At 57.8% G+C, this 18614-nt stretch carries 16 protein-coding genes; 9 read left to right on the top strand and 7 right to left on the bottom strand.

Going from position 1 to position 18614, the window contains the following annotated elements; translation table 11 throughout:
• Nucleotides 1–137 precede the first annotated feature (137 nt).
• The 4 genes from aceF to ampD form a co-directional block, all read right to left on the bottom strand.
• A complete protein-coding gene (gene aceF, locus BS300_RS13800) occupies nt 138–2021 on the bottom strand; it encodes a pyruvate dehydrogenase complex dihydrolipoyllysine-residue acetyltransferase (RefSeq protein WP_071913421.1) in 1884 nt (627 codons plus the stop codon).
• A 119-nt stretch (nt 2022–2140) separates the two neighbouring features.
• Nucleotides 2141–4801 (bottom strand): pyruvate dehydrogenase (acetyl-transferring), homodimeric type, encoded by a 2661-nt coding sequence (aceE, locus tag BS300_RS13795; protein WP_071913419.1) that lies wholly within the window; start codon nt 4799–4801, stop codon nt 2141–2143.
• A 79-nt stretch (nt 4802–4880) separates the two neighbouring features.
• Nucleotides 4881–5645 (bottom strand): pyruvate dehydrogenase complex transcriptional repressor PdhR, encoded by a 765-nt coding sequence (gene pdhR / locus BS300_RS13790; RefSeq protein WP_033115373.1) that lies wholly within the window; start codon nt 5643–5645, stop codon nt 4881–4883.
• Nucleotides 5646–5923: 278 nt separating this feature from the next.
• The gene (ampD, locus tag BS300_RS13785; protein WP_071913417.1) at nt 5924–6493 is read right to left on the bottom strand and encodes a 1,6-anhydro-N-acetylmuramyl-L-alanine amidase AmpD; all 570 of its coding nucleotides are present in this window, start codon (nt 6491–6493) and stop codon (nt 5924–5926) included.
• Nucleotides 6494–6616: 123 nt separating this feature from the next.
• Here ampD and BS300_RS13780 point away from each other — a divergent pair, with 123 nt between their 5' ends.
• From BS300_RS13780 to yacG, 9 genes are all read left to right on the top strand, one after another.
• On the top strand, nt 6617–7087 hold the full coding sequence (locus BS300_RS13780; RefSeq protein WP_071913415.1) for a retropepsin-like aspartic protease: 471 nt from the start codon (nt 6617–6619) through the stop codon (nt 7085–7087).
• 3 nt (nt 7088–7090) lie between these two features.
• On the top strand, nt 7091–7948 hold the full coding sequence (nadC, locus tag BS300_RS13775; protein ID WP_071913413.1) for a carboxylating nicotinate-nucleotide diphosphorylase: 858 nt from the start codon (nt 7091–7093) through the stop codon (nt 7946–7948).
• A 322-nt stretch (nt 7949–8270) separates the two neighbouring features.
• Entirely contained in the window at nt 8271–8672 is a 402-nt protein-coding gene (locus BS300_RS21590) for a prepilin-type N-terminal cleavage/methylation domain-containing protein (RefSeq protein WP_071913411.1), read from the top strand.
• A gap of 3 nt (nt 8673–8675) precedes the next feature.
• On the top strand, nt 8676–10382 hold the full coding sequence (gene tapB, locus BS300_RS13760) for a PilB family type IVa pilus assembly ATPase TapB (protein WP_041210692.1): 1707 nt from the start codon (nt 8676–8678) through the stop codon (nt 10380–10382).
• Between the two features lie 148 nt (nt 10383–10530).
• Nucleotides 10531–11772, top strand: a complete 1242-nt coding sequence (locus tag BS300_RS13755; protein ID WP_071913409.1) for a type II secretion system F family protein — start codon at nt 10531–10533, stop codon at nt 11770–11772.
• Between the two features lie 22 nt (nt 11773–11794).
• The gene (locus BS300_RS13750; RefSeq protein ID WP_071913406.1) at nt 11795–12667 is read left to right on the top strand and encodes an A24 family peptidase; all 873 of its coding nucleotides are present in this window, start codon (nt 11795–11797) and stop codon (nt 12665–12667) included.
• A gap of 17 nt (nt 12668–12684) precedes the next feature.
• Nucleotides 12685–13293, top strand: coding sequence for a dephospho-CoA kinase (gene coaE, locus BS300_RS13745; RefSeq protein WP_071913404.1), 609 nt, complete (start codon nt 12685–12687; stop codon nt 13291–13293).
• 44 nt (nt 13294–13337) lie between these two features.
• Entirely contained in the window at nt 13338–14060 is a 723-nt protein-coding gene (gene zapD / locus BS300_RS13740) for a cell division protein ZapD (RefSeq protein ID WP_071913402.1), read from the top strand.
• Between the two features lie 9 nt (nt 14061–14069).
• A complete protein-coding gene (gene yacG, locus BS300_RS13735) occupies nt 14070–14264 on the top strand; it encodes a DNA gyrase inhibitor YacG (RefSeq protein WP_071913400.1) in 195 nt (64 codons plus the stop codon).
• 72 nt (nt 14265–14336) lie between these two features.
• On the opposite strand, the gene mutT is transcribed toward yacG, so the two are convergent.
• From mutT to BS300_RS13720, 3 genes are all read right to left on the bottom strand, one after another.
• A complete protein-coding gene (gene mutT, locus BS300_RS13730) occupies nt 14337–14741 on the bottom strand; it encodes an 8-oxo-dGTP diphosphatase MutT (RefSeq protein WP_041210679.1) in 405 nt (134 codons plus the stop codon).
• Between the two features lie 74 nt (nt 14742–14815).
• On the bottom strand, nt 14816–17536 hold the full coding sequence (gene secA / locus BS300_RS13725) for a preprotein translocase subunit SecA (protein ID WP_071913397.1): 2721 nt from the start codon (nt 17534–17536) through the stop codon (nt 14816–14818).
• Between the two features lie 59 nt (nt 17537–17595).
• Nucleotides 17596–18501: a M23 family metallopeptidase gene (locus BS300_RS13720; protein WP_033115384.1), complete on the bottom strand. Its 906-nt coding sequence runs from the start codon at nt 18499–18501 to the stop codon at nt 17596–17598.
• Between the last annotated feature and the right edge of the window lie 113 nt (nt 18502–18614).

Genomic DNA, 18614 nt, shown 5'->3' with positions numbered 1-18614 from the left:
CCGGACAGCGCAGTCTTATGCCTTCTTTTCCTTGCAAAACAAGAGGCCGCTGCAGCCGTGAAAAAAACGGGGCAAGTTTACGATCATGTTAATGAAATGAGAAGTAAAAAGGGCAGGCTCTGGGCCCGCCCTCTCACTTACAGGACCAGTCGACGAATGTCGGACAGCACGCCATTCATGGTGGTGATGAAGCGAGCTCCATCGGCACCATCGATCACGCGGTGGTCGTAGCTCAGAGCCAGCGGCAGCATCAGGCGCGGAGCGAACTCTTTGCCGTTCCACTTCGGCTTCATCTCGGACTTGGAGACTCCGAGGATGGCCACTTCCGGCGCGTTGACGATCGGGGTAAAGCTGGTACCGCCGATGCCACCCAGGCTGGAGATGGTGAAGCAACCGCCCTGCATGTCGGCAGCGGTCAGCTTGCCGGCACGGGCCTTCTTGGAGATCTCGGCCAGATCGCGAGACAGCTCCATGATGCCCTTCTTGTTAACATCGCGTACCACGGGGACAACCAGACCGTTGGGGGTATCAACCGCCACACCGATGTGGATGTACTTCTTCATGATCAGCTTGCTGCCATCTTCGGACAGGGAGCTGCAGAAGCGCGGGTGAGCTTCCAGCGCCTTGGCGGCGGCTTTCAGGATGAACACCAGCGGGGTGATCTTCACGTCGGCCTTCTGCTTCTCGAGCATCGCGTTCTGCTCTTTGCGGAACGCTTCCAGCTCGGTGGTATCGGCTTCGTCGAACTGGGTGACATGAGGGATCATGACCCAGTTGCGGTGCAGGTTCGGACCGGAGATCTTCTGGATGCGGGTCAGCTCGACCTCTTCCACATCACCGAACTTGCTGAAGTCTACTTTCGGCCACGGCAGTACGCCCAGACCGTTGCCACCGGCTACGCCGGCAGAGGCAGGAGCGGACTCGGCACGCTTGATGGCATCCTTCACGTAGGCTTGCACGTCTTCTTTGACGATACGGCCCTTGCGACCGGAGGCTTTCACCTTGGCCAGGTTGACACCGAACTCACGCGCCAAACGGCGTACCGCCGGAGAGGCGTGTACGTAAGCGTCGTTGGCAACGAAATCGGAAGAGGCAGCAGCCTGAGCAACCGGAGCCGGAGCCGCAGCAACAGGGGCAGCAGCGACCGGAGCGGCAGCTTGAGCAACCGGAGCGGCGACAGGCGCAGCGCCAGCCACTTCGAATACCATGATCAGGGAACCGGTGGAGACCTTGTCACCCGCCTTCACCTTGATCTCTTTGACCACACCGGCGAACGGCGCAGGCACTTCCATGGAGGCCTTGTCACCTTCCACAGCGATCAGGGACTGGTCGGCTTCAACCTTGTCACCCACGGCAACCATGATCTCGGTGACTTCGACTTCATCGCCACCGATATCCGGTACGTTGACATCTTTCGCGCCAGCAGCAACCGGGGCGGCGGCAGGAGCGGCAGACTGAGCCGGTGCAGCAGCAACGGCAGGAGCCGCGCCAGCCACTTCAAATACCATTACCAGAGAGCCGGTAGAAACCTTGGCGCCAGCGGCAACCTTGATCTCGACCACGCGACCGGCGAACGGCGCCGGCACTTCCATGGAGGCCTTGTCACCTTCCACGGCGATGATGGACTGGTCGGCTTCAACCATGTCGCCCACAGCAACCATGATCTCGGTGACTTCAACTTCGTCACCACCGATGTCCGGTACGTTGACATCTTTGCGAGCGGCAGTGACCGGTGCGGCGGCCGGAGCTACAGCAACAGGAGCGGCCACTTCTGCAGGAGCAGCAGCTCCTTCTGCTTCGAAGATCATGATCTGGGAACCGGTGGCGACCTTGTCGCCCACCTTGATCAGGATCTCTTTGACGATACCGGCAGACGGAGCCGGTACTTCCATGGAGGCCTTGTCGCCTTCTACCGCGATGATGGACTGGTCCAGCTCGACCTTGTCACCCACGGCCACCATGATCTCGGTGACTTCAACTTCATCGGCGCCGATATCCGGCACCATAATCTGTTTGGACATTGTGCTTTATCCTCTTGCGTCGATCCGCGTGACTGGCTGATGCCGCCACGCACATCTCGCGTTAACCGTTTTAAACCCTGGCAGGGTCGCACCGCATGACGGCGCGACCCTTGATCCACTTACGCGTACAGCGGGTTGACCTTGTCGGCATCGATGCCGTACTTGGCGATGGCATCGGCCACAACCTGCTTGTCGATCTCGCCGCGCTTGGCCAGTTCGGTCAGGGCAGCAACCACCACGTAGAACTCGTTCACTTCGAAGTGACGACGCAGGTTGGCACGGCTGTCGGAACGGCCGTAACCGTCGGTACCCAGCACGCGGTAGTTCTCGGTTGGAACGAAGGCGCGAACCTGGTCGGCGAAGGACTTCATGTAGTCGGTCGCAGCGATGGTGACTTCGGAACCCAGTACCTGAGCGATGTACGGTACGCGAGCTTCGGCTGTCGGATGCAGCATGTTCCAGCGATCCGCGTCCTGACCATCACGAGCCAGCTCGTTGAAGGAGGTGACGCTGAACACATCGGAGCCCACGCCATATTCGCTTGCCAGGATCTGGGCGGCAGTGCGCACGTGACCCAGGATGGAACCACAACCCAGCAGCTGCACTTTCGCCTTGGCACCGGCTACGGATTCCAGCTTGTAGATACCCTTACGGATGCCTTCCTCGGCGCCTTCCGGCATGGCCGGCATGGCGTAGTTCTCGTTCAGGGTGGTGATGTAGTAGAACACGTTCTCCGGGTTCTCACCGTACATGCGGCGCAGGCCGTCCTGTACGATCACCGCCACTTCATAGGCGTAGGACGGGTCGTAGGAGATGCAGTTCGGGATGGTGCCGGCCAGGATATGGCTGTGACCATCTTCGTGCTGCAGACCTTCGCCGTTCAGGGTAGTACGACCGGAGGTTGCACCCAGCAGGAAGCCACGGGCTTGCTGGTCACCGGCTGCCCACGCCATGTCGCCGATCCGCTGGAAGCCGAACATGGAGTAGTAGATGTAGAACGGGATCATCGGGCAGTCGTTGGTGCTGTAAGAGGTCGCAGCAGCCAGCCAGGAGGACATGGCGCCCAGCTCGTTGATGCCGTCTTGCAGAACCTGACCCTGCTTGTCTTCCTTGTAGTAGGAGACGATGTCGCGGTCTTGCGGGGTGTACTGCTGACCGTGCGGGCTGTAGATACCGATCTGGCGGAACAGACCTTCCATACCGAAGGTACGGGCTTCGTCAGCCAGGATCGGAACGATGCGCTTGCCGATGGACTTGTCTTTCAGCATCACATTCAGGGAACGCACGAACGCCATGGTGGTGGAGATTTCGCGCGCCTGTTCACCCAGCAGCGGAGCGAAGGCATCCAGCGCCGGGATTTCCAGCTTGTCGGTGCTCTCGCGCAGACGGGTCGGCAGGTAGCCTTTCAGGGCCGCACGACGAGCGTGCAGGTATTTGTGCTCTTCGCTGCCGGCTTCGATCTTCAGGTAAGGCAGGTCGGCCAGCTGCTCGTCGGCCACCGGCAGGTTGAAGCGGTCACGCAGGTGACGCACGGAGTCCAGCTCCATCTTCTTGACCTGGTGAGCGATGTTCTTGCCTTCGGCCGCTTCGCCCATGCCGTACCCCTTGATGGTCTTGGCCAGGATAACAGTCGGCTTGCCCTTGGTCTGGGTCGCTTTGTTGAAGGCAGCGAACAGTTTGCGAGGATCGTGACCACCACGGTTCAGGGCGAAGATCTCCTCGTCGGTCATGTCTTTGACCAGCGCGGCAGTTTCCGGGTAACGGTTGAAGAAGTTCTCGCGGATGTAGGCACCGTCGCGGGACTTCATGGTCTGGTAGTCACCGTCCACGGTCTCGTTCATCAGCTGGATCAGCTTGCCAGAGGTATCCTTGCGCAGCAGCTCATCCCACTTGCGACCCCAGATAACCTTGGTAACGTCCCAGCCGGCGCCGGCGAACAGGCCTTCCAGCTCGTTGATAACCTTGCCGTTACCAACAACCGGGCCATCCAGACGCTGCAGGTTGCAGTTGACCACGAACACCAGGTTGTCGAGCTTTTCACGCACGGCAACAGTCAGGGCACCTTTGGCTTCCGGCTCGTCCATCTCGCCGTCACCCAGGAAGGCGTAAACGGTCTGCTCGGAGCAATCCTTGATGCCACGGTCGGTCAGGTACTTCAGGAAGCGAGCCTGATAGATGGCAGCGATGGGGCCCAGCCCCATGGATACGGTCGGGAACTGCCAGAAGTCCGGCATCAGTTTCGGGTGCGGGTAGGAAGGGATACCCTTGCCATCCACTTCCTGACGGAAGTTGTCCAGCTGCTCTTCGGTCAGACGACCTTCGGCGAAGGCACGGGCATAGATACCCGGGGAGATGTGACCCTGGAAGTAAACCAGGTCACCACCATCCTTCTCGTTGCGAGCACGGAAGAAGTGGTTGAAGCAGACATCATAGATGGTCGCAGAAGAAGCGAAGGAAGACATGTGACCGCCCAGGTCCAGGTCTTTCTTGGAGGCGCGCAGCACGATCATCATGGCATTCCAGCGGATGATGGCGCGAATGCGACGCTCCATCTCCAGATCGCCCGGGTAGTCCGGCTCTTCGCTGGACGGAATGGTGTTGATGTAATCGCGGTTTGCCTTGGCAGCCACGTCCACACCGCTTGCGCGGGCTTTCTCGGCCAACTGTTCAAGGATGAACTGAGCGCGTTGGGGACCCTCTTCACGCAGCAGGGATTCCAGAGAGGCAAGCCACTCCAGCGTTTCTATCGGGTCCACATCGTTCTTCAGGATATCAGACATGGCTGGTTCCTATTTTGTTGTGATTGCACGGCATTGCACGGCGAAGGGCGCAAGCATTCGACAATAAAGCCTTGTGGGATTAGTTTTCCTGCTGACGGATCCGACGCATGGATCGCTGGATCCGGCTGTCTTCCCTCTGCATATCCAACAAGGTGTCCTCGATAAAGGCCAGATGCTCATGACAAGCTGTTCTGGCCCGCTCCGGAGCCCCCGACAGGATGGCTTCGATCAGATTCGCACGATGGCGTCTGATCTTGGCTACCACTCCCGGGCGGCGATTCAAAATCTCGTTATTTCTCAGAATGTTCTGCTCAAGCATCGGGCTCATGGCCCGCAGCAGATGCAGCAGCACCACGTTGTGGGACGCCTCGGCCACCGCCAGATAGAACTGGGTAACGGCTGCCGATTCAGCCACCAGCGAACCTAACTGGCCCGCCTCTTCGATGGTGGTCTGCACCTGACGAATGCGTTCGAAATCAGCACCGGTACCCCGCAACGCAGCATAGTAGGCGCAGATGCCTTCCAGTGCGTGACGAAACTCCAGCAGGTCATACTGGGCTTCCGGGTGAGTGCTGAGCAGTTCGAACAGAGGATCGGCGATCCCCTTGCTCAGGGCATTCTGCACATAAGTGCCACCGCCCTGACGGCGATAGAGCAACCCGCGAGCTTCAAGTCGCTGGATGGCTTCGCGCAGGGATGGGCGCGATACCTGAAACTGGATGGCGAGTTCGCGTTCGGGAGGCAATTTCTGCCCCGGCTGCAAACTTCCTTCCAGAATCATCTGTTCCAGCTCGGCGACAATGGAGTCGGCCAACTTGGGTTGCGTAATCTTGCGATAGGGCATGAGGCTACTTTGTTAAATTGGTATTACCAATTTCATGAATGGGGCGAAAATTAGCAGAGGCCTTGTCAAAAGTCCACTCAAAAGATGATCTGAATCAAGAATCACCACCACCCAATAAGAGGTAAAGCGGGGTAAACATGATTTGGCTCATAGAAATTGGTCTTACCAATATTCTTGAGCAAGCTCACAAATAACATTTGTGCAACCACAAACAAAAATGGCCTGCCATAGAGGCAAGCCATTGATTTTAAAACCCAAACTAAATTTGATTATTTACTTTAACTATTGAGCATCTCACGGAAGCGTGACCACTGAAAACTCTCCCCCGGATCCGTTTTACGCCCTGGTGCGATATCGCAATGGCCGACAATTTTTTCCATGGTGACCGCCGGGTAACGGGCGGAGATGGCTCGGGTGAGCCCCGCCAGTGCGAAATATTGCGCATCTGTATAGGGGATTTCGTCCGTCCCCTCCAGCTCGATGCCGATGGAGAAGTCATTGCAGGCCTCCCTCCCCTGCCAGCTCGATACTCCGGCGTGCCAGGCGCGCGCGCCAAATGGCACATATTGCACCAGCTCGCCATCGCGGCGGATCAGGCAGTGAGCCGAGACCCGCAGCTGATGGATACCGGCAAAATAGGGATGGGCTGCGGGCTCGAGGCGTCCCATAAAAAGGTCGTCGATAAAGGGGCCGCCAAACTCCCCTGGCGGCAGGCTGATGCCATGCACCACCAGCAGGGAGATATCTTCCGGCGCTGCCCGCTCATTGTGGTGGGGAGAAGGAACCCGGCGAGCCTGCTGGCACCAGCCGGCATCATCGATGGAGAAAATGGGGTCAGAATGGGTCATCGGCTACTCGATACGGGTTGAACAGAAAAGCGCGATCCGGGCTGGCATCTTGTCACCAAGCCGCTGAATCAGTGGAAAATTGTGTGTTAGGCTGAGTCATCTTCCGCTCGCAATGGATGGGATATGCAGCACACGGCACGCTGGATGTGGTTACTGGCCTGGCTCTCTCTGATGGGTCTGCTGACCCTCTATTTTCACTCCCGCAGCCAACCCAGCGTCACCGCCAGCGGCGAACTGTTGCTGCAAGCCGACCAGAGCGGCCACTATCGTCTGGAGGGTGCCATCAACGGCTACCCGGTGCAACTGCTGCTCGATACCGGTGCCACTCGTGTCACCATCCCGCAGCAGGTTGCCAAGCGGCTGGGTCTGACAGCCCGCGGCAGCAGTCAGGTCAATACGGCTGCGGGTCAGATCCGGGTCGGCAACGGCACCATCGAAACGCTGGCGATGGGGCCATTGACCTTGTACGATTTGGCCATCTTTATCAATCCGGCGGCTGAGGGCGACGAGGTGCTGGTTGGCATGAACGTCCTGGGTCGGCTGGAGCTGGTTCAAAAAGAGCGGCAACTGCTGCTCAGACCCTTGCAGGAATAAGGCATGTTTCAACAGGATGTCAGCCGCGCCGTACGCGCCGCACTACTCGAAGATCTGGGCGATGCCCTCACTACGCTCGACCAACCGGACGCCAGCGCCGATATCACGGCCCAGCTGATCCCGGCCGACCGGATGGCCAGTGCCCGGGTCATCACCCGTGAGGCCGGTGTATTCTGCGGCCAGCCATGGGTCGACGAGGTGTTCGTACAACTCGGCGGCGAGGTGAAGGTGGAGTGGAAGGTGCAAGATGGCGAGATAATATCCCCCAATCAGGAGCTGTTCCGCCTCCATGGTCCAGCCCGCTTGCTGCTGACTGGCGAGCGCAATGCGCTGAACTTCGTCCAGACCCTCTCCGGCGTTGCCACTCTCACCGCTCGCTATGTCGACGAGCTGGAGGAGACCGACTGTCGGCTGCTCGACACCCGCAAGACTATCCCGGGCCTGCGCACGGCCCAGAAGTACGCCGTCACCTGTGGCGGCGGCAAGAACCACCGCATCGGTCTCTACGACGCCTATCTCATCAAAGAGAACCATATCCTTGCCTGCGGCGGCATTGCCGAAGCGATTAATGAGGCTCGTCATCTCAATCCGGGCAAACCGGTAGAAGTGGAGGTCGAATCGCTGGCCGAGCTGGAACAGGCGCTGGCGGCCAACGCCGATATCGTGATGCTGGACAACTTCGATGTTGCCATGATGCGTGAGGCAGTCGCCATCAATCAGGGACGGGCCAAGCTGGAAGTATCCGGTAATGTCACCCTCGATACCCTGGCCGAATTTGCCGCCACCGGCGTCGATTTTATCTCGGTCGGGGCGCTGACCAAGCATGTGCGGGCGCTCGACCTCTCGATGCGTTTTATCTGACAGGAAGATGCACGCCATCCCGTCGTAAACGGGAAGATAGATAACAGATCATGGACTTGCAAAAGGCGCCTCCGGCGCCTTTTCTTTATGGCAGGAACCCTCTGCATAAGGAGTGTGATAGCGGGCCCTTTACAACCGGTAAAAAGAGTCGATAGAAACTGCTTGCTATATGATTTTCATCATGTTTTTAGCAAATGACAGAAAAGTGGTTAACAAAGGCAGCGATCTCTGTTGCCACCCTTGATAGCTCGGATAAGATACTGACGTGTGGATGATTTTCCATCGGCACTTCCCAGGAACCAAGGACAAAAGGATATTTGAAATGAAGAAACAATCAGGTTTTACCCTTATCGAACTGATGATCGTGGTCGCGATCGTGGCGATTCTGGCGGCGGTAGCCCTGCCGGCGTATCAAAGCTATACAAATAAAGCAAAATTTTCAGAGGTCATTTCTGCAACAGGCCCAGCAAAGACAGCAATAGAAGTGTGTTATCAAACAACTGACGGAAGTAATTGTGCTGCAGCTGCTGCTGCTGCTGTATCTGGCGCATTTAACACAGCAAAAGTCGCAAGTGTCACAGCCTCCGTTTCAGGCGGAGCACCAACTATTACAGCCGTTGGCACCTCCGCAGCAGCCGGAACTTACACAATGACAGGCACAGTCAATGCGACCACCAAGCAAGTAACATGGGCAGGGACCTGCACTCCTGCAGACCTCTGCTAACGCATGACATCTAGCCCCAATAGCGGCCTGGCATTAAGCCTGGCCGCCTCTTCACTGATAAGTGAGGAGGACTCCCAGCGCTATCTGAGCCAGGCCAAGGCCCAGCGTAAACCCTTTGTAACCTTCCTGATCGAAAACGAGATCCTTGAGAGCAAAGCTCTCGCCGATTTTTGCGAGCTGGAGTATGGGGTACCTCTGCTGGATCTTGCTGCCTTCGATTTGGCCGAGATCCCGCAGAAGTACCTCAATCAGAAGCTGATTGAGAAGCATCATGTGCTTCCCATATACACCCAAGGGCACACTCTCTATATCGCCATGTCGGATCCGACCAATGTGTCGGCACTGGAAGATTTCGGCTTCAGCTTTGGCCTGCATACCGAAGCGCTGCTGGTCGAAGAGAACAAGCTCACAGCGGCAATAGGAAAATTGCTGGAGAGCGAAAGCGATGCCCTCGGAATGGAGGATATCGATGAATCTGAAATCTCCGACCTCGAAGTATCCGATGAGAGCAGTCGACTGGATGAAAGCGTCAACACCGCTGATGATGATGCCCCAATAGTCAAATACATCAACAAGATCATGATGGATGCCATCAAGCGTGGCGCCTCCGACCTGCACTTTGAACCCTACGAGCAGAAATACCGCATTCGCTTTCGTATCGACGGCATCCTGCATGAAGTGGCAACCCCGCCAGTCAATCTGGCCAACCGCTTCTCGGCACGCCTAAAGGTCATGGCGCGACTCGATATCGCAGAGCGGCGGCTGCCTCAGGATGGCCGTATCAAGCTGAAGCTGTCTCGCAACAAGTCGATGGATATGCGGGTCAACACCCTGCCCACCATGTGGGGTGAGAAAATTGTTATTCGTCTGCTCGACTCTTCGGCAGCCCGCCTCAACATTGAACAGCTTGGTTTTGACGATCGCCAAAAGGCGCAATATCTGCGTGCACTCTCCAAGCCGCAGGGAATGATTCTGGTGACTGGGCCTACTGGCTCCGGTAAAACTGTGTCGCTCTATACCGGCCTAAATATTCTCAACACCACCGAGGTAAACATCTCCACCGCCGAAGATCCGGTGGAGATCAACTTGCCCGGCGTCAATCAGGTGCAGGTCAACCCCAAGGCTGGTCTCACCTTTGCCAGCGCCCTGCGCTCCTTCTTGCGGCAAGACCCGGATGTGGTGATGGTGGGGGAGATCCGCGATCTCGAAACCGCAGAAATCGCTATCAAGGCAGCGCAGACTGGCCATCTAGTACTCTCCACCCTGCACACAAACTCAGCCGCCGAAACCCTCACCCGGATGATGAACATGGGGGTACCGGCCTTTAATATCGCCTCCTCGGTGACCCTGATCATGGCCCAGCGGCTGGCACGCAAACTGTGTGACCACTGCAAGGCTCCCGAAGTAGTGCCGGAAGCTGAACTACTGGAGCTGGGTTTTACTCAGCAACAACTGGCGGCGGGGCTGCGACTGTTCAAACCGGTCGGCTGCAAGGAGTGCTCGGGCGGATACAAGGGGCGAGTCGGTATCTACGAGATCATGCTGATGTCGGAAAACATCGCAAAACTGATCATGCAAGGGGCCAACTCGCTACAAATAGCGGCTATAGCCCAGAAAGAGGGGATGCGTACCTTGCGTATGTCCGGATTGGAAAAAGCTCGCCTTGGCGTCACCAGTCTGGCAGAGGTCAACCGTGTGACAACGAATTGATTGCTCATCCCGATAGCAGGCATCAGAGTGCATAAACACGGGTAAAAGATATTGACCGGGTAACTGTCAGCCGCTTATTAGGCAAGACATCAAATCCGACGGTTCAGGGGTTATCCTCTTCCCTCCAGTCCATTTGCAGGATGCATCGATGGCAACGCTGACCAAGAAAACCAATGCCCCGAAAAAAGTCTTCGCCTTTCGCTGGCAAGGGGTAAACCGCAAAGGACAAAAAGTCTCTGGCGAGCTTCAGGCCGAGAACATAGCCACAGTGAAGGCAGAGCTGCGCAAGCAGGGCGTCAATGTCACCAAGGTTGCCAAGAAGAGTCAGGGGCTCTTCTCCAAGGGCGGCGCCAAGATCAAACCGATGGATATTGCCATCGTATCGCGCCAGATCACTACCATGCTCTCCGCTGGCGTTCCTCTGGTACAAAGCCTGCAAATCATCGCCCGCAGTCATGAAAAGGCATCTATGCGCGAACTGATGGGGGAAATTGCTGCCGATGTCGAAACCGGCACTCCCATGTCGGAAGCACTGCGCCGTCATCCTCTCTATTTCGATGACCTCTATTGCGATTTGGTTGAAGCTGGCGAGCAGTCCGGCGCACTGGAAACCATCTATGACCGCATCGCCACCTACCGCGAGAAATCAGAAGCTCTCAAGTCGAAGATCAAAAAGGCGATGTTCTACCCAACCATGGTTATCCTGGTTGCGATTGTCGTTACCTCCATCCTGTTGCTCTTCGTCATCCCGCAATTCGAAGATATCTTCAAAAGCTTCGGTGCAGAGCTGCCTGCATTTACGCAGTTTGTTATCGGCATCTCCCGCTTTATGCAGAACTGGTGGTATGTTTTCTTCGGCGGAATCGCGCTGGCCATCTTTCTCTATGTCCGTGCCTGGCGAGCCTCCCAGAAGGTAAAAGACAATACCGACAAGTTTGTGCTCACTATTCCGGTAGTCGGGATGATCCTGCACAAAGCTGCCATGGCCCGCTTTGCCCGAACCCTCTCCACCACCTTCTCGGCCGGTATCCCGCTGGTCGATGCCTTGGTTTCAGCTGCTGGTGCCTCCGGTAACTACGTCTATCGCTCCGCCGTGATCGCCATTCGCAACGAGGTGGTCGCCGGCATGCAGATCAACGTTGCTATGCGTACCGTGGATCTTTTCCCCGACATGGTGATCCAGATGGTGATGATCGGCGAGGAGTCCGGCGCCATCGATGATATGCTCTCCAAGGTCGCTACCATCTTTGAACAGGAGGTAGACGACCTGGTCGATGGCCTCACCAGCCTGCTGGAACCTCTTATCATGGTGGTACTGGGGGTGCTGGTTGGCGGTATGGTGGTTGCCATGTATCTGCCCATCTTTAAACTGGGGTCAGTTATCCACTGACCTCCAACCAATCCGAGACACCATGTTGTTGATCACTGATGTTTTCCATAGCCTCCCCTGGCTCTACTTCTCGCTGGTTTTTATCTTCTCCCTGATGATCGGCAGCTTTCTCAACGTGGTGATCCATCGGTTGCCCATTATGTTGGAACGAGAATGGCAGGCTGAATATCGAGGCTACTTCACCCCCGAGGAAGAGCAAGCAACCGAACCGCGCTACAACCTGATGGTGCCGCGCTCGGCCTGCCCCCATTGCGGCCATGCCATCACAGCACTGGAAAATATCCCGCTGTTGAGCTGGCTCTGGCTCAAGGGGCGCTGTGGTGAGTGCCAAGCCCCTATTTCGGCCCGCTATCCGCTGGTTGAACTATTTACAGCCCTCCTCTCGGTGGCCGTAGCCATGGTGATTTCACCGGGTTGGGGTACCCTTGCCGCCCTGCTACTGACCTGGGTACTGGTGGCCCTCACCTTTATCGATCTCGACAAGATGTTGCTGCCAGATCAGCTGACCCTGCCGCTGCTATGGGGCGGTTTGCTGTTCAACCTGAGCGGTGGTTTTGCACCGCTTGCTGATGCTGTGATCGGTGCCATGGCTGGATATCTGGTGCTCTGGAGCCTCTACTGGGCTTTCAAACTGCTGACCGGCAAGGAAGGGATGGGGTATGGCGACTTCAAGTTGCTGGCGGCACTGGGGGCCTGGCTCGGCTGGCAGGCACTGCCGATCATACTGCTGCTCTCATCTTTGGTTGGTGCCATCATCGGCATCTCGCTCATTGCCCTGCGCAAACACCATCAGGGTAACCCCATCCCCTTTGGCCCCTACCTCGCCATCGCGGGCTGGATTGCGCTGCTATGGGGCGATACCATCACCCGCTGGTATCTCACAACCATCCTCTGAAACAGGCGCTCTGACTCATGTATGTAGTTGCAATAACCGGCGGCATCGGCAGCGGCAAAACCACCATTGCCAACCAGTTTGCCGAGCTGGGCATCGACGTCGTGGATGCCGATGTGATTGCCCGCGAGGTCGTTGAGCCCGGCACCCCAGCTCTTGCAGCCATCGCCGACCACTTTGGCCCTGATGTCATTACCCCCGACGGTCAGCTGGATCGCCGCCGCCTGCGCGAACGGGTTTTCAGTGATCCGTCGGCCAAAGCATGGCTCAATGCCCTGCTCCACCCCCTCATTCGCAGCGAGATGCAGCGCCAGTGTGCCGCAGCCCGCTCCCCCTACTGTCTGCTGGTCGTGCCGCTACTGGTGGAAAACAAGCTCACCGGCCTTGCCAATCGGGTACTGGTGGTCGATGTGGACGAGGCGACCCAAATCGAGCGCACCTGCCGCCGGGATGGTGTTACCTCCGAGCAGGCCAAGGCCATCATCGCGGCACAGGCGAGCCGGTCGGAGCGCCTGGCAGCGGCGGATGATGTCATCGAGAACGCCAATGGCAGCGAAATGGCGATAAAAGCGCGGATTTTAGCGCTGCACGAAACATATCTGGCATTTGCCTCTCAACAAGCTGGTTAACAGTGAGTACACTAGGCCGGATTTATGGCTGGCCAGGATTAGGCATGATTTACGATTTCCCCCTCAATGAAAAAAGCCGGACCTATCTTCGTCTGGAATCCCTGTTTTCCCAGATCCGCGACAATCTGGAGAACGACCAGCCCTGGGCTCATATCGCCTTCTTCAAAGGGTTGTTCGATCTGCAGGAGCTGCTGGAGCGTGGTGACCTGCGTGCCGACCTGATCAAGGATCTCGAGCGTCTCGGCCAGCGCCTGAGCCACTGGGCCAGCCTGCCCGACGTCGATCTGGAGCAGATCAAGCAAATGCAGCACGAGAGCAGCCAGCTCTCCCGCAGCCTGCTCAACTCCCCGCGTCCCGGCGCGCGCCTGAAAGAGGATCGCCTGCTCGGCTCCATCCGTCAGCGCTTCTCCATCCCGGGTGGCCTGTGTGCCTTCGACGTACCGCAGTTGCACCACTGGCTCGGTACGCCAGCCATTACCCGCCATCAGCAGATGCAGCTGTGGCTGAGCGACATCACCCTGCTGATGAATGCCATCACCCTGTTGCTGCGCCTGTGGCGCGAATCAGGCAGTTTCAGCGAGCAGGTAGCGACCAATGGTTTCTTTCAGGACACCGCCGAGAGCGCCGAGCTGATCCGCATCAAGCTGCCGGGTAACCTCTGCTGCTACCCCACCCTGAGCGGCCACAAGAACCGCTTCGCGCTGCGCTTCCTGCCAACCGGCGAGCAGCAAATTGGCGATGTGCCATTCCAGCTAGCCTGCTGCTAGGGAGTGCTTATGATCACCAAGGTAAAGTGCCCGACCTGCCAGAGCGAAGTGGAATGGGGCCCGCAGAGCCCGTTTCGCCCCTTCTGCAGCAAGCGCTGCCAGCTGATCGATCTCGGCGAGTGGGCCGATGAGGAGAAGCGGATCCCCGGGGAGATCAACCCTGACCTGCTACCAGAGCCGGAAGAGGGTGACCAGTGGCTATAAGCCAGAGGTCGCTCGATTCTGCAAAGTAAAAAGGGCCATACGGCCCTTTTTTCATAGCTAGATAACGGCAGGTTACGCTTGAGCCGCCTGCAGGCGCGCCACTATCGGACCGTTGGCATCGGGGAAGTGGTAGTTGTGCAGTTCGGCGACCGGCACCCATAAACACTCCTGACCCTCTTTACCAAAGGGTTCACCGCTGAAACGGGTCACCTTCCAGATATCAAGCAGTACCTGCTTCTCCGGGTAGTCGTGATGCAGCTCCATGAAGGGAGCACAATCCTGCACCCGGATCCCGATCTCTTCCCACAGCTCCCGATCCAGCGCGGTCAGCAGATCCTCACCGGACTCCACCTTGCCACCGGGAAACTCCCAGCGATCGCCCTGATGGCGGTCGGAGGAACGCTTGGCAATGAAGATATCGCCTTGCTCGTTCTCGATGACGCCAACGGCCACCCAGATCCGTTTTTTCTGTTCCATCAATTACCTCTGTTCGCTTGTTGCCACCAATAACAAGGCGGGCACTGGGCCCGCCTTTTATGGCATCGGGTCGATCAGGTCAACTGACCGTGGCAATGCTTGTACTTCTTGCCGGAGCCGCACGGGCAGGGATCGTTGCGGCCGATCTTCTGCTCGTCACGCACGAAGGTGGTGTGACCCTCGGCAGCACTTTCCTCTTCGTCCGCCAGCTGGTTCTCGGCAGCCGCGTGGGTGTAGGTACGGGGGGCAGACTCGGCCTGCTGGCGCTGCTGCTCTTCCATCGCCTCCACATCGCGCTCCTGCACCTGAACACGGCTCAGGATGCTGACCACGTCGCGCTTGAGGGTTTCCAGCATCTGGGTGAACAGATCGAAGGATTCGCGCTTGTACTCCTGCTTGGGGTTCTTCTGGGCGTAGCCGCGCAGATGGATGCCCTGACGCAGGTGATCCATGGCTGCCAGGTGCTCTTTCCAGAGGCCATCCAGAGTCTGCAGCATCACCGCTTTCTCGAAGTTGCGCAGCACCTCTTTGCCGACCAGCTCCTCCTTGTGGGCGTAGAGCTTGGTGGCTTCGTCCAGAATGCGCTCGCGCAGCTTCTCTTCGTACAGCTTGTCATCTTCCGCCAGCCACTGTTGCAGCGGCAGGTCGAGGGCGAAGTCGGACTTCAGGCGAGCTTCCAGACCCGGTACATCCCACATCTCCTCCAGAGACTGGGGCGGAATGTACTCATCGATGATGGCGCCATAAACGTCATCGCGGATAACGTGAATGGTCTCGGAGATGTCGTTGGTATCCAGCAACTCGTTGCGCTGCTCGTAAACCACCTTGCGCTGGTCGTTGGCAACGTCATCAAACTCCAGCAGGCTCTTGCGGATATCGAAGTTGCGACCTTCCACCTTGCGCTGGGCGTTTTCGATCGCCTTGGTGACCCACGGGTGCTCGATGGCCTCACCCTCTTCCATGCCCAGCTTCTTCATCATGCCGGTCACGCGATCGGAGGCGAAGATCCGCATCAGGGTATCTTCCATGGAGAGATAGAAACGGGAGGAGCCCGGGTCCCCCTGACGACCGGAACGGCCGCGCAGCTGGTTGTCGATACGACGGGATTCGTGACGTTCGGTACCGATAATGTGCAGACCGCCGGCAGCCAGCACCGCATCGTGACGCACCTGCCATGCCGCTTTCAGCTCGGCAACCTGTGCCTCGGTCGGATTCTCCAGCTTGGCGATCTCCGCCTGCCAGTTACCGCCCAGCACTATATCGGTACCACGACCCGCCATGTTGGTCGCGATGGTGACCGCGCCAGTCTGGCCAGCCTGGGCAACGATCTCCGCTTCCATGGCGTGGAACTTGGCGTTCAGCACCTGGTGCGGGATCTTCTCCTTGTTGAGAATGCCAGAGAGCAGCTCGGAGTTTTCGATGGAAACGGTACCTACCAGTACTGGCTGGCCACGCTCCACGCACTCGCGAATGTCCTTGACGATGGCGGCATACTTCTCGTTGGCGGTCAGGTAGACCAGATCGCCCATGTCTTTGCGCACCATCGGCTTGTTGGTCGGGATAACCACGGTATCCAGGCCATAAATTTGCTGGAATTCAAAGGCTTCGGTATCAGCTGTACCGGTCATGCCCGCCAGCTTGTTGTACAGACGGAAGTAGTTCTGGAAGGTGATGGAAGCCAGAGTCTGGTTCTCGTTCTGGATCTTGACCCCTTCTTTCGCCTCGACCGCCTGATGCAGACCATCAGACCAGCGACGGCCCGGCATGGTACGGCCGGTATGCTCGTCGACGATGACGATCTCGTCCTTCTGCACGATGTAGTCGACGTTGCGCTCAAACAGGGTATGGGCGCGCAGACCGGCGTTGACGTGGTGCAGCAGGCTGATGTTGGTGGCGGAGAACAGAGAGTCGTTCTCATCGAGTAGCCCCTCTTTCTTGAGCAGCTCTTCCACGAAGATCTGGCCGTTTTCGGTCAGCAGCGCCTGACGGTTCTTCTCGTCTACCGTGTAGTGACCGTCGCCGGTGTACTCCTCGGTATCTTCCTTGTCCTGCTTGACCAGCAGCGGGATCAGCTTGTTGACGCGAATATAGAGCTCGGAGCTGTCTTCCGCCGGGCCGGAGATGATGAGCGGGGTACGGGCTTCGTCGATGAGCACCGAGTCCACCTCATCCACCAGCGCGTAGTTGAGCGGACGCTGGACGCGCTGCTCGGGCGAGAACGCCATGTTGTCGCGCAGGTAGTCGAAACCAAATTCGTTGTTGGTACCGTAGGTGATATCGGCCGCATAGGCATCACGCTTCTGGGACGCATCCATGCCCGGCACGTTGCACGCCACGGTCATGCCGAGGAAGGAGAACAGCGGGCGGTTTGCCTCGGCGTCACGCTTGGCCAGATAGTCGTTCACGGTCACGACGTGGACGCCGCGGCCGCTCAGGGCATTCAGATAAGCCGGCAGGGTCGCGGTCAGGGTCTTACCCTCACCGGTCTTCATTTCCGCGATGCGGTTGGAGTTCAACACCATGCCGCCGATCAGCTGCACGTCGAAGTGACGCATGCCAAATACCCGCTTGGAAGCTTCGCGCACAGTGGCGAACGCTTCCGGCAGCAGCTGCTCCAGGGTCTCGCCCTGCTCCAGACGCTGGCGGTACTCGGCCGTCTTGGCCTGCAGCTCGGCATCCGAGAGTGCCTCGAACTGCGGCTCCATGGCATTGATCTGTTTTACAATTTTGCGCAAAGCCTTGAGCGTTCTGTCGTTCCGGCTGCCGATAATCTTGGTAAGCAGTGTGCTAATCATGGGTACCAACTATTTCTGGTTATATAAAGCGTTCCGTCACTGGAACCTGAAGAAAAAACCTAACCCCGGCTGGCACTGAGAAAGCGTGCGGGGTTTACCTGACGACCATCTTTCAACACTTCGTAATGCAAATGGACCCCGGTCGCGCGACCGGTGCGTCCCATCAAGGCAATCTTCTGCCCCTGATCAACCAGGGTACCCACCTCGACCAGCAACTTGGAGTTGTGGGCATAGCGGGTGACCAGACCATTGCCGTGATTAATCTCCACCATGTTGCCAAATTCCGGATGACGGCCGGCCCAGCTGACAATGCCGGGTCCTGTGGCCAGAATGGGGGTCCCGGGTTTGCCACGGTAATCCACCCCTTTGTGCATCTTGGCACGCCCGTTGAACGGATCGACCCGTCCGCCAAAGCCGGACGAGACCCAGACTCGCTCCTGCTTGACCGGCGTGCCGGAAATAAAACCGGCATCGGTGATATGGTGATTCATGATGAAAGATTCAAGTACCGACAGCTGCTCTTCACGACTGCTGAGCTGTTGGCTGAGATGTTTCATGGAGGCTTGCAGCTCGTTGAGGCTCACTTCCAGATCTTCATCGTAAGAGGGGCCACCCATCGGGGGCAGCTCTTTGAAATTGAACTCTTCGGGATCGAGGTCGGCCTGCTCGGTCAGTCGTTCACCAAGGGCATTCAGGCGGCCAAGCTGGCCCTGCATGGTGCCCACCTGGGCTGCCAGCATCGCCAGCTGCTCGCGGGCCTCATCGCCACTCTGGTCTACGGAACGCTGTTCGGCCATTGCCAGCGCCACTTCCAGCGCATCCATCTTCTGCTGCCAGCTCTGCCAGAGCCAGCCGCCACCAAGGGCCAACAGGGAGAAAACAATACCGCCGACCCATGCCAGACGTTGTTTTGGTAAGTGCAACCTGCGTCGCTGCTTGCCGTGGAGGATCAGGGTAATGCTCATAGAAATCAGTCTGCTCGGTCAGGTGCGGCCATGGGCCTGCACGGGAAATAAAACCGGGAGATAGTCGGTATTAAAGGATGGAGTAAACAAATGACGGAACGTCGGTGCGGAGA

This window comes from Aeromonas sp. SCS5, assembly GCF_001887375.1.
Lineage (GTDB): Bacteria > Pseudomonadota > Gammaproteobacteria > Enterobacterales > Aeromonadaceae > Aeromonas > Aeromonas jandaei.
This window is presented reverse-complemented; position numbering and strand designations above follow the sequence as displayed.

Excerpts from the sequence above, each read along its gene's own strand:
- pdhR (WP_033115373.1), bottom strand. The coding sequence starts at position 5,645 with ATGCCCTATCGCAAGATTACGCAACCCAAGTTGGCCGACTCCATTGTC.
- nadC (WP_071913413.1), top strand. The coding sequence starts at position 7,091 with ATGTTTCAACAGGATGTCAGCCGCGCCGTACGCGCCGCACTACTCGAA.
- BS300_RS13780 (WP_071913415.1), top strand. The coding sequence starts at position 6,617 with ATGCAGCACACGGCACGCTGGATGTGGTTACTGGCCTGGCTCTCTCTG.
- aceE (WP_071913419.1), bottom strand. The coding sequence starts at position 4,801 with ATGTCTGATATCCTGAAGAACGATGTGGACCCGATAGAAACGCTGGAG.
- BS300_RS13720 (WP_033115384.1), bottom strand. The coding sequence starts at position 18,501 with ATGAGCATTACCCTGATCCTCCACGGCAAGCAGCGACGCAGGTTGCAC.
- BS300_RS13755 (WP_071913409.1), top strand. The coding sequence starts at position 10,531 with ATGGCAACGCTGACCAAGAAAACCAATGCCCCGAAAAAAGTCTTCGCC.
- yacG (WP_071913400.1), top strand. The coding sequence starts at position 14,070 with ATGATCACCAAGGTAAAGTGCCCGACCTGCCAGAGCGAAGTGGAATGG.
- ampD (WP_071913417.1), bottom strand. The coding sequence starts at position 6,493 with ATGACCCATTCTGACCCCATTTTCTCCATCGATGATGCCGGCTGGTGC.
- BS300_RS21590 (WP_071913411.1), top strand. The coding sequence starts at position 8,271 with ATGAAGAAACAATCAGGTTTTACCCTTATCGAACTGATGATCGTGGTC.
- zapD (WP_071913402.1), top strand. The coding sequence starts at position 13,338 with ATGATTTACGATTTCCCCCTCAATGAAAAAAGCCGGACCTATCTTCGT.
- coaE (WP_071913404.1), top strand. The coding sequence starts at position 12,685 with ATGTATGTAGTTGCAATAACCGGCGGCATCGGCAGCGGCAAAACCACC.
- mutT (WP_041210679.1), bottom strand. The coding sequence starts at position 14,741 with ATGGAACAGAAAAAACGGATCTGGGTGGCCGTTGGCGTCATCGAGAAC.
- secA (WP_071913397.1), bottom strand. The coding sequence starts at position 17,536 with ATGATTAGCACACTGCTTACCAAGATTATCGGCAGCCGGAACGACAGA.
- aceF (WP_071913421.1), bottom strand. The coding sequence starts at position 2,021 with ATGTCCAAACAGATTATGGTGCCGGATATCGGCGCCGATGAAGTTGAA.
- BS300_RS13750 (WP_071913406.1), top strand. The coding sequence starts at position 11,795 with ATGTTGTTGATCACTGATGTTTTCCATAGCCTCCCCTGGCTCTACTTC.
- tapB (WP_041210692.1), top strand. The coding sequence starts at position 8,676 with ATGACATCTAGCCCCAATAGCGGCCTGGCATTAAGCCTGGCCGCCTCT.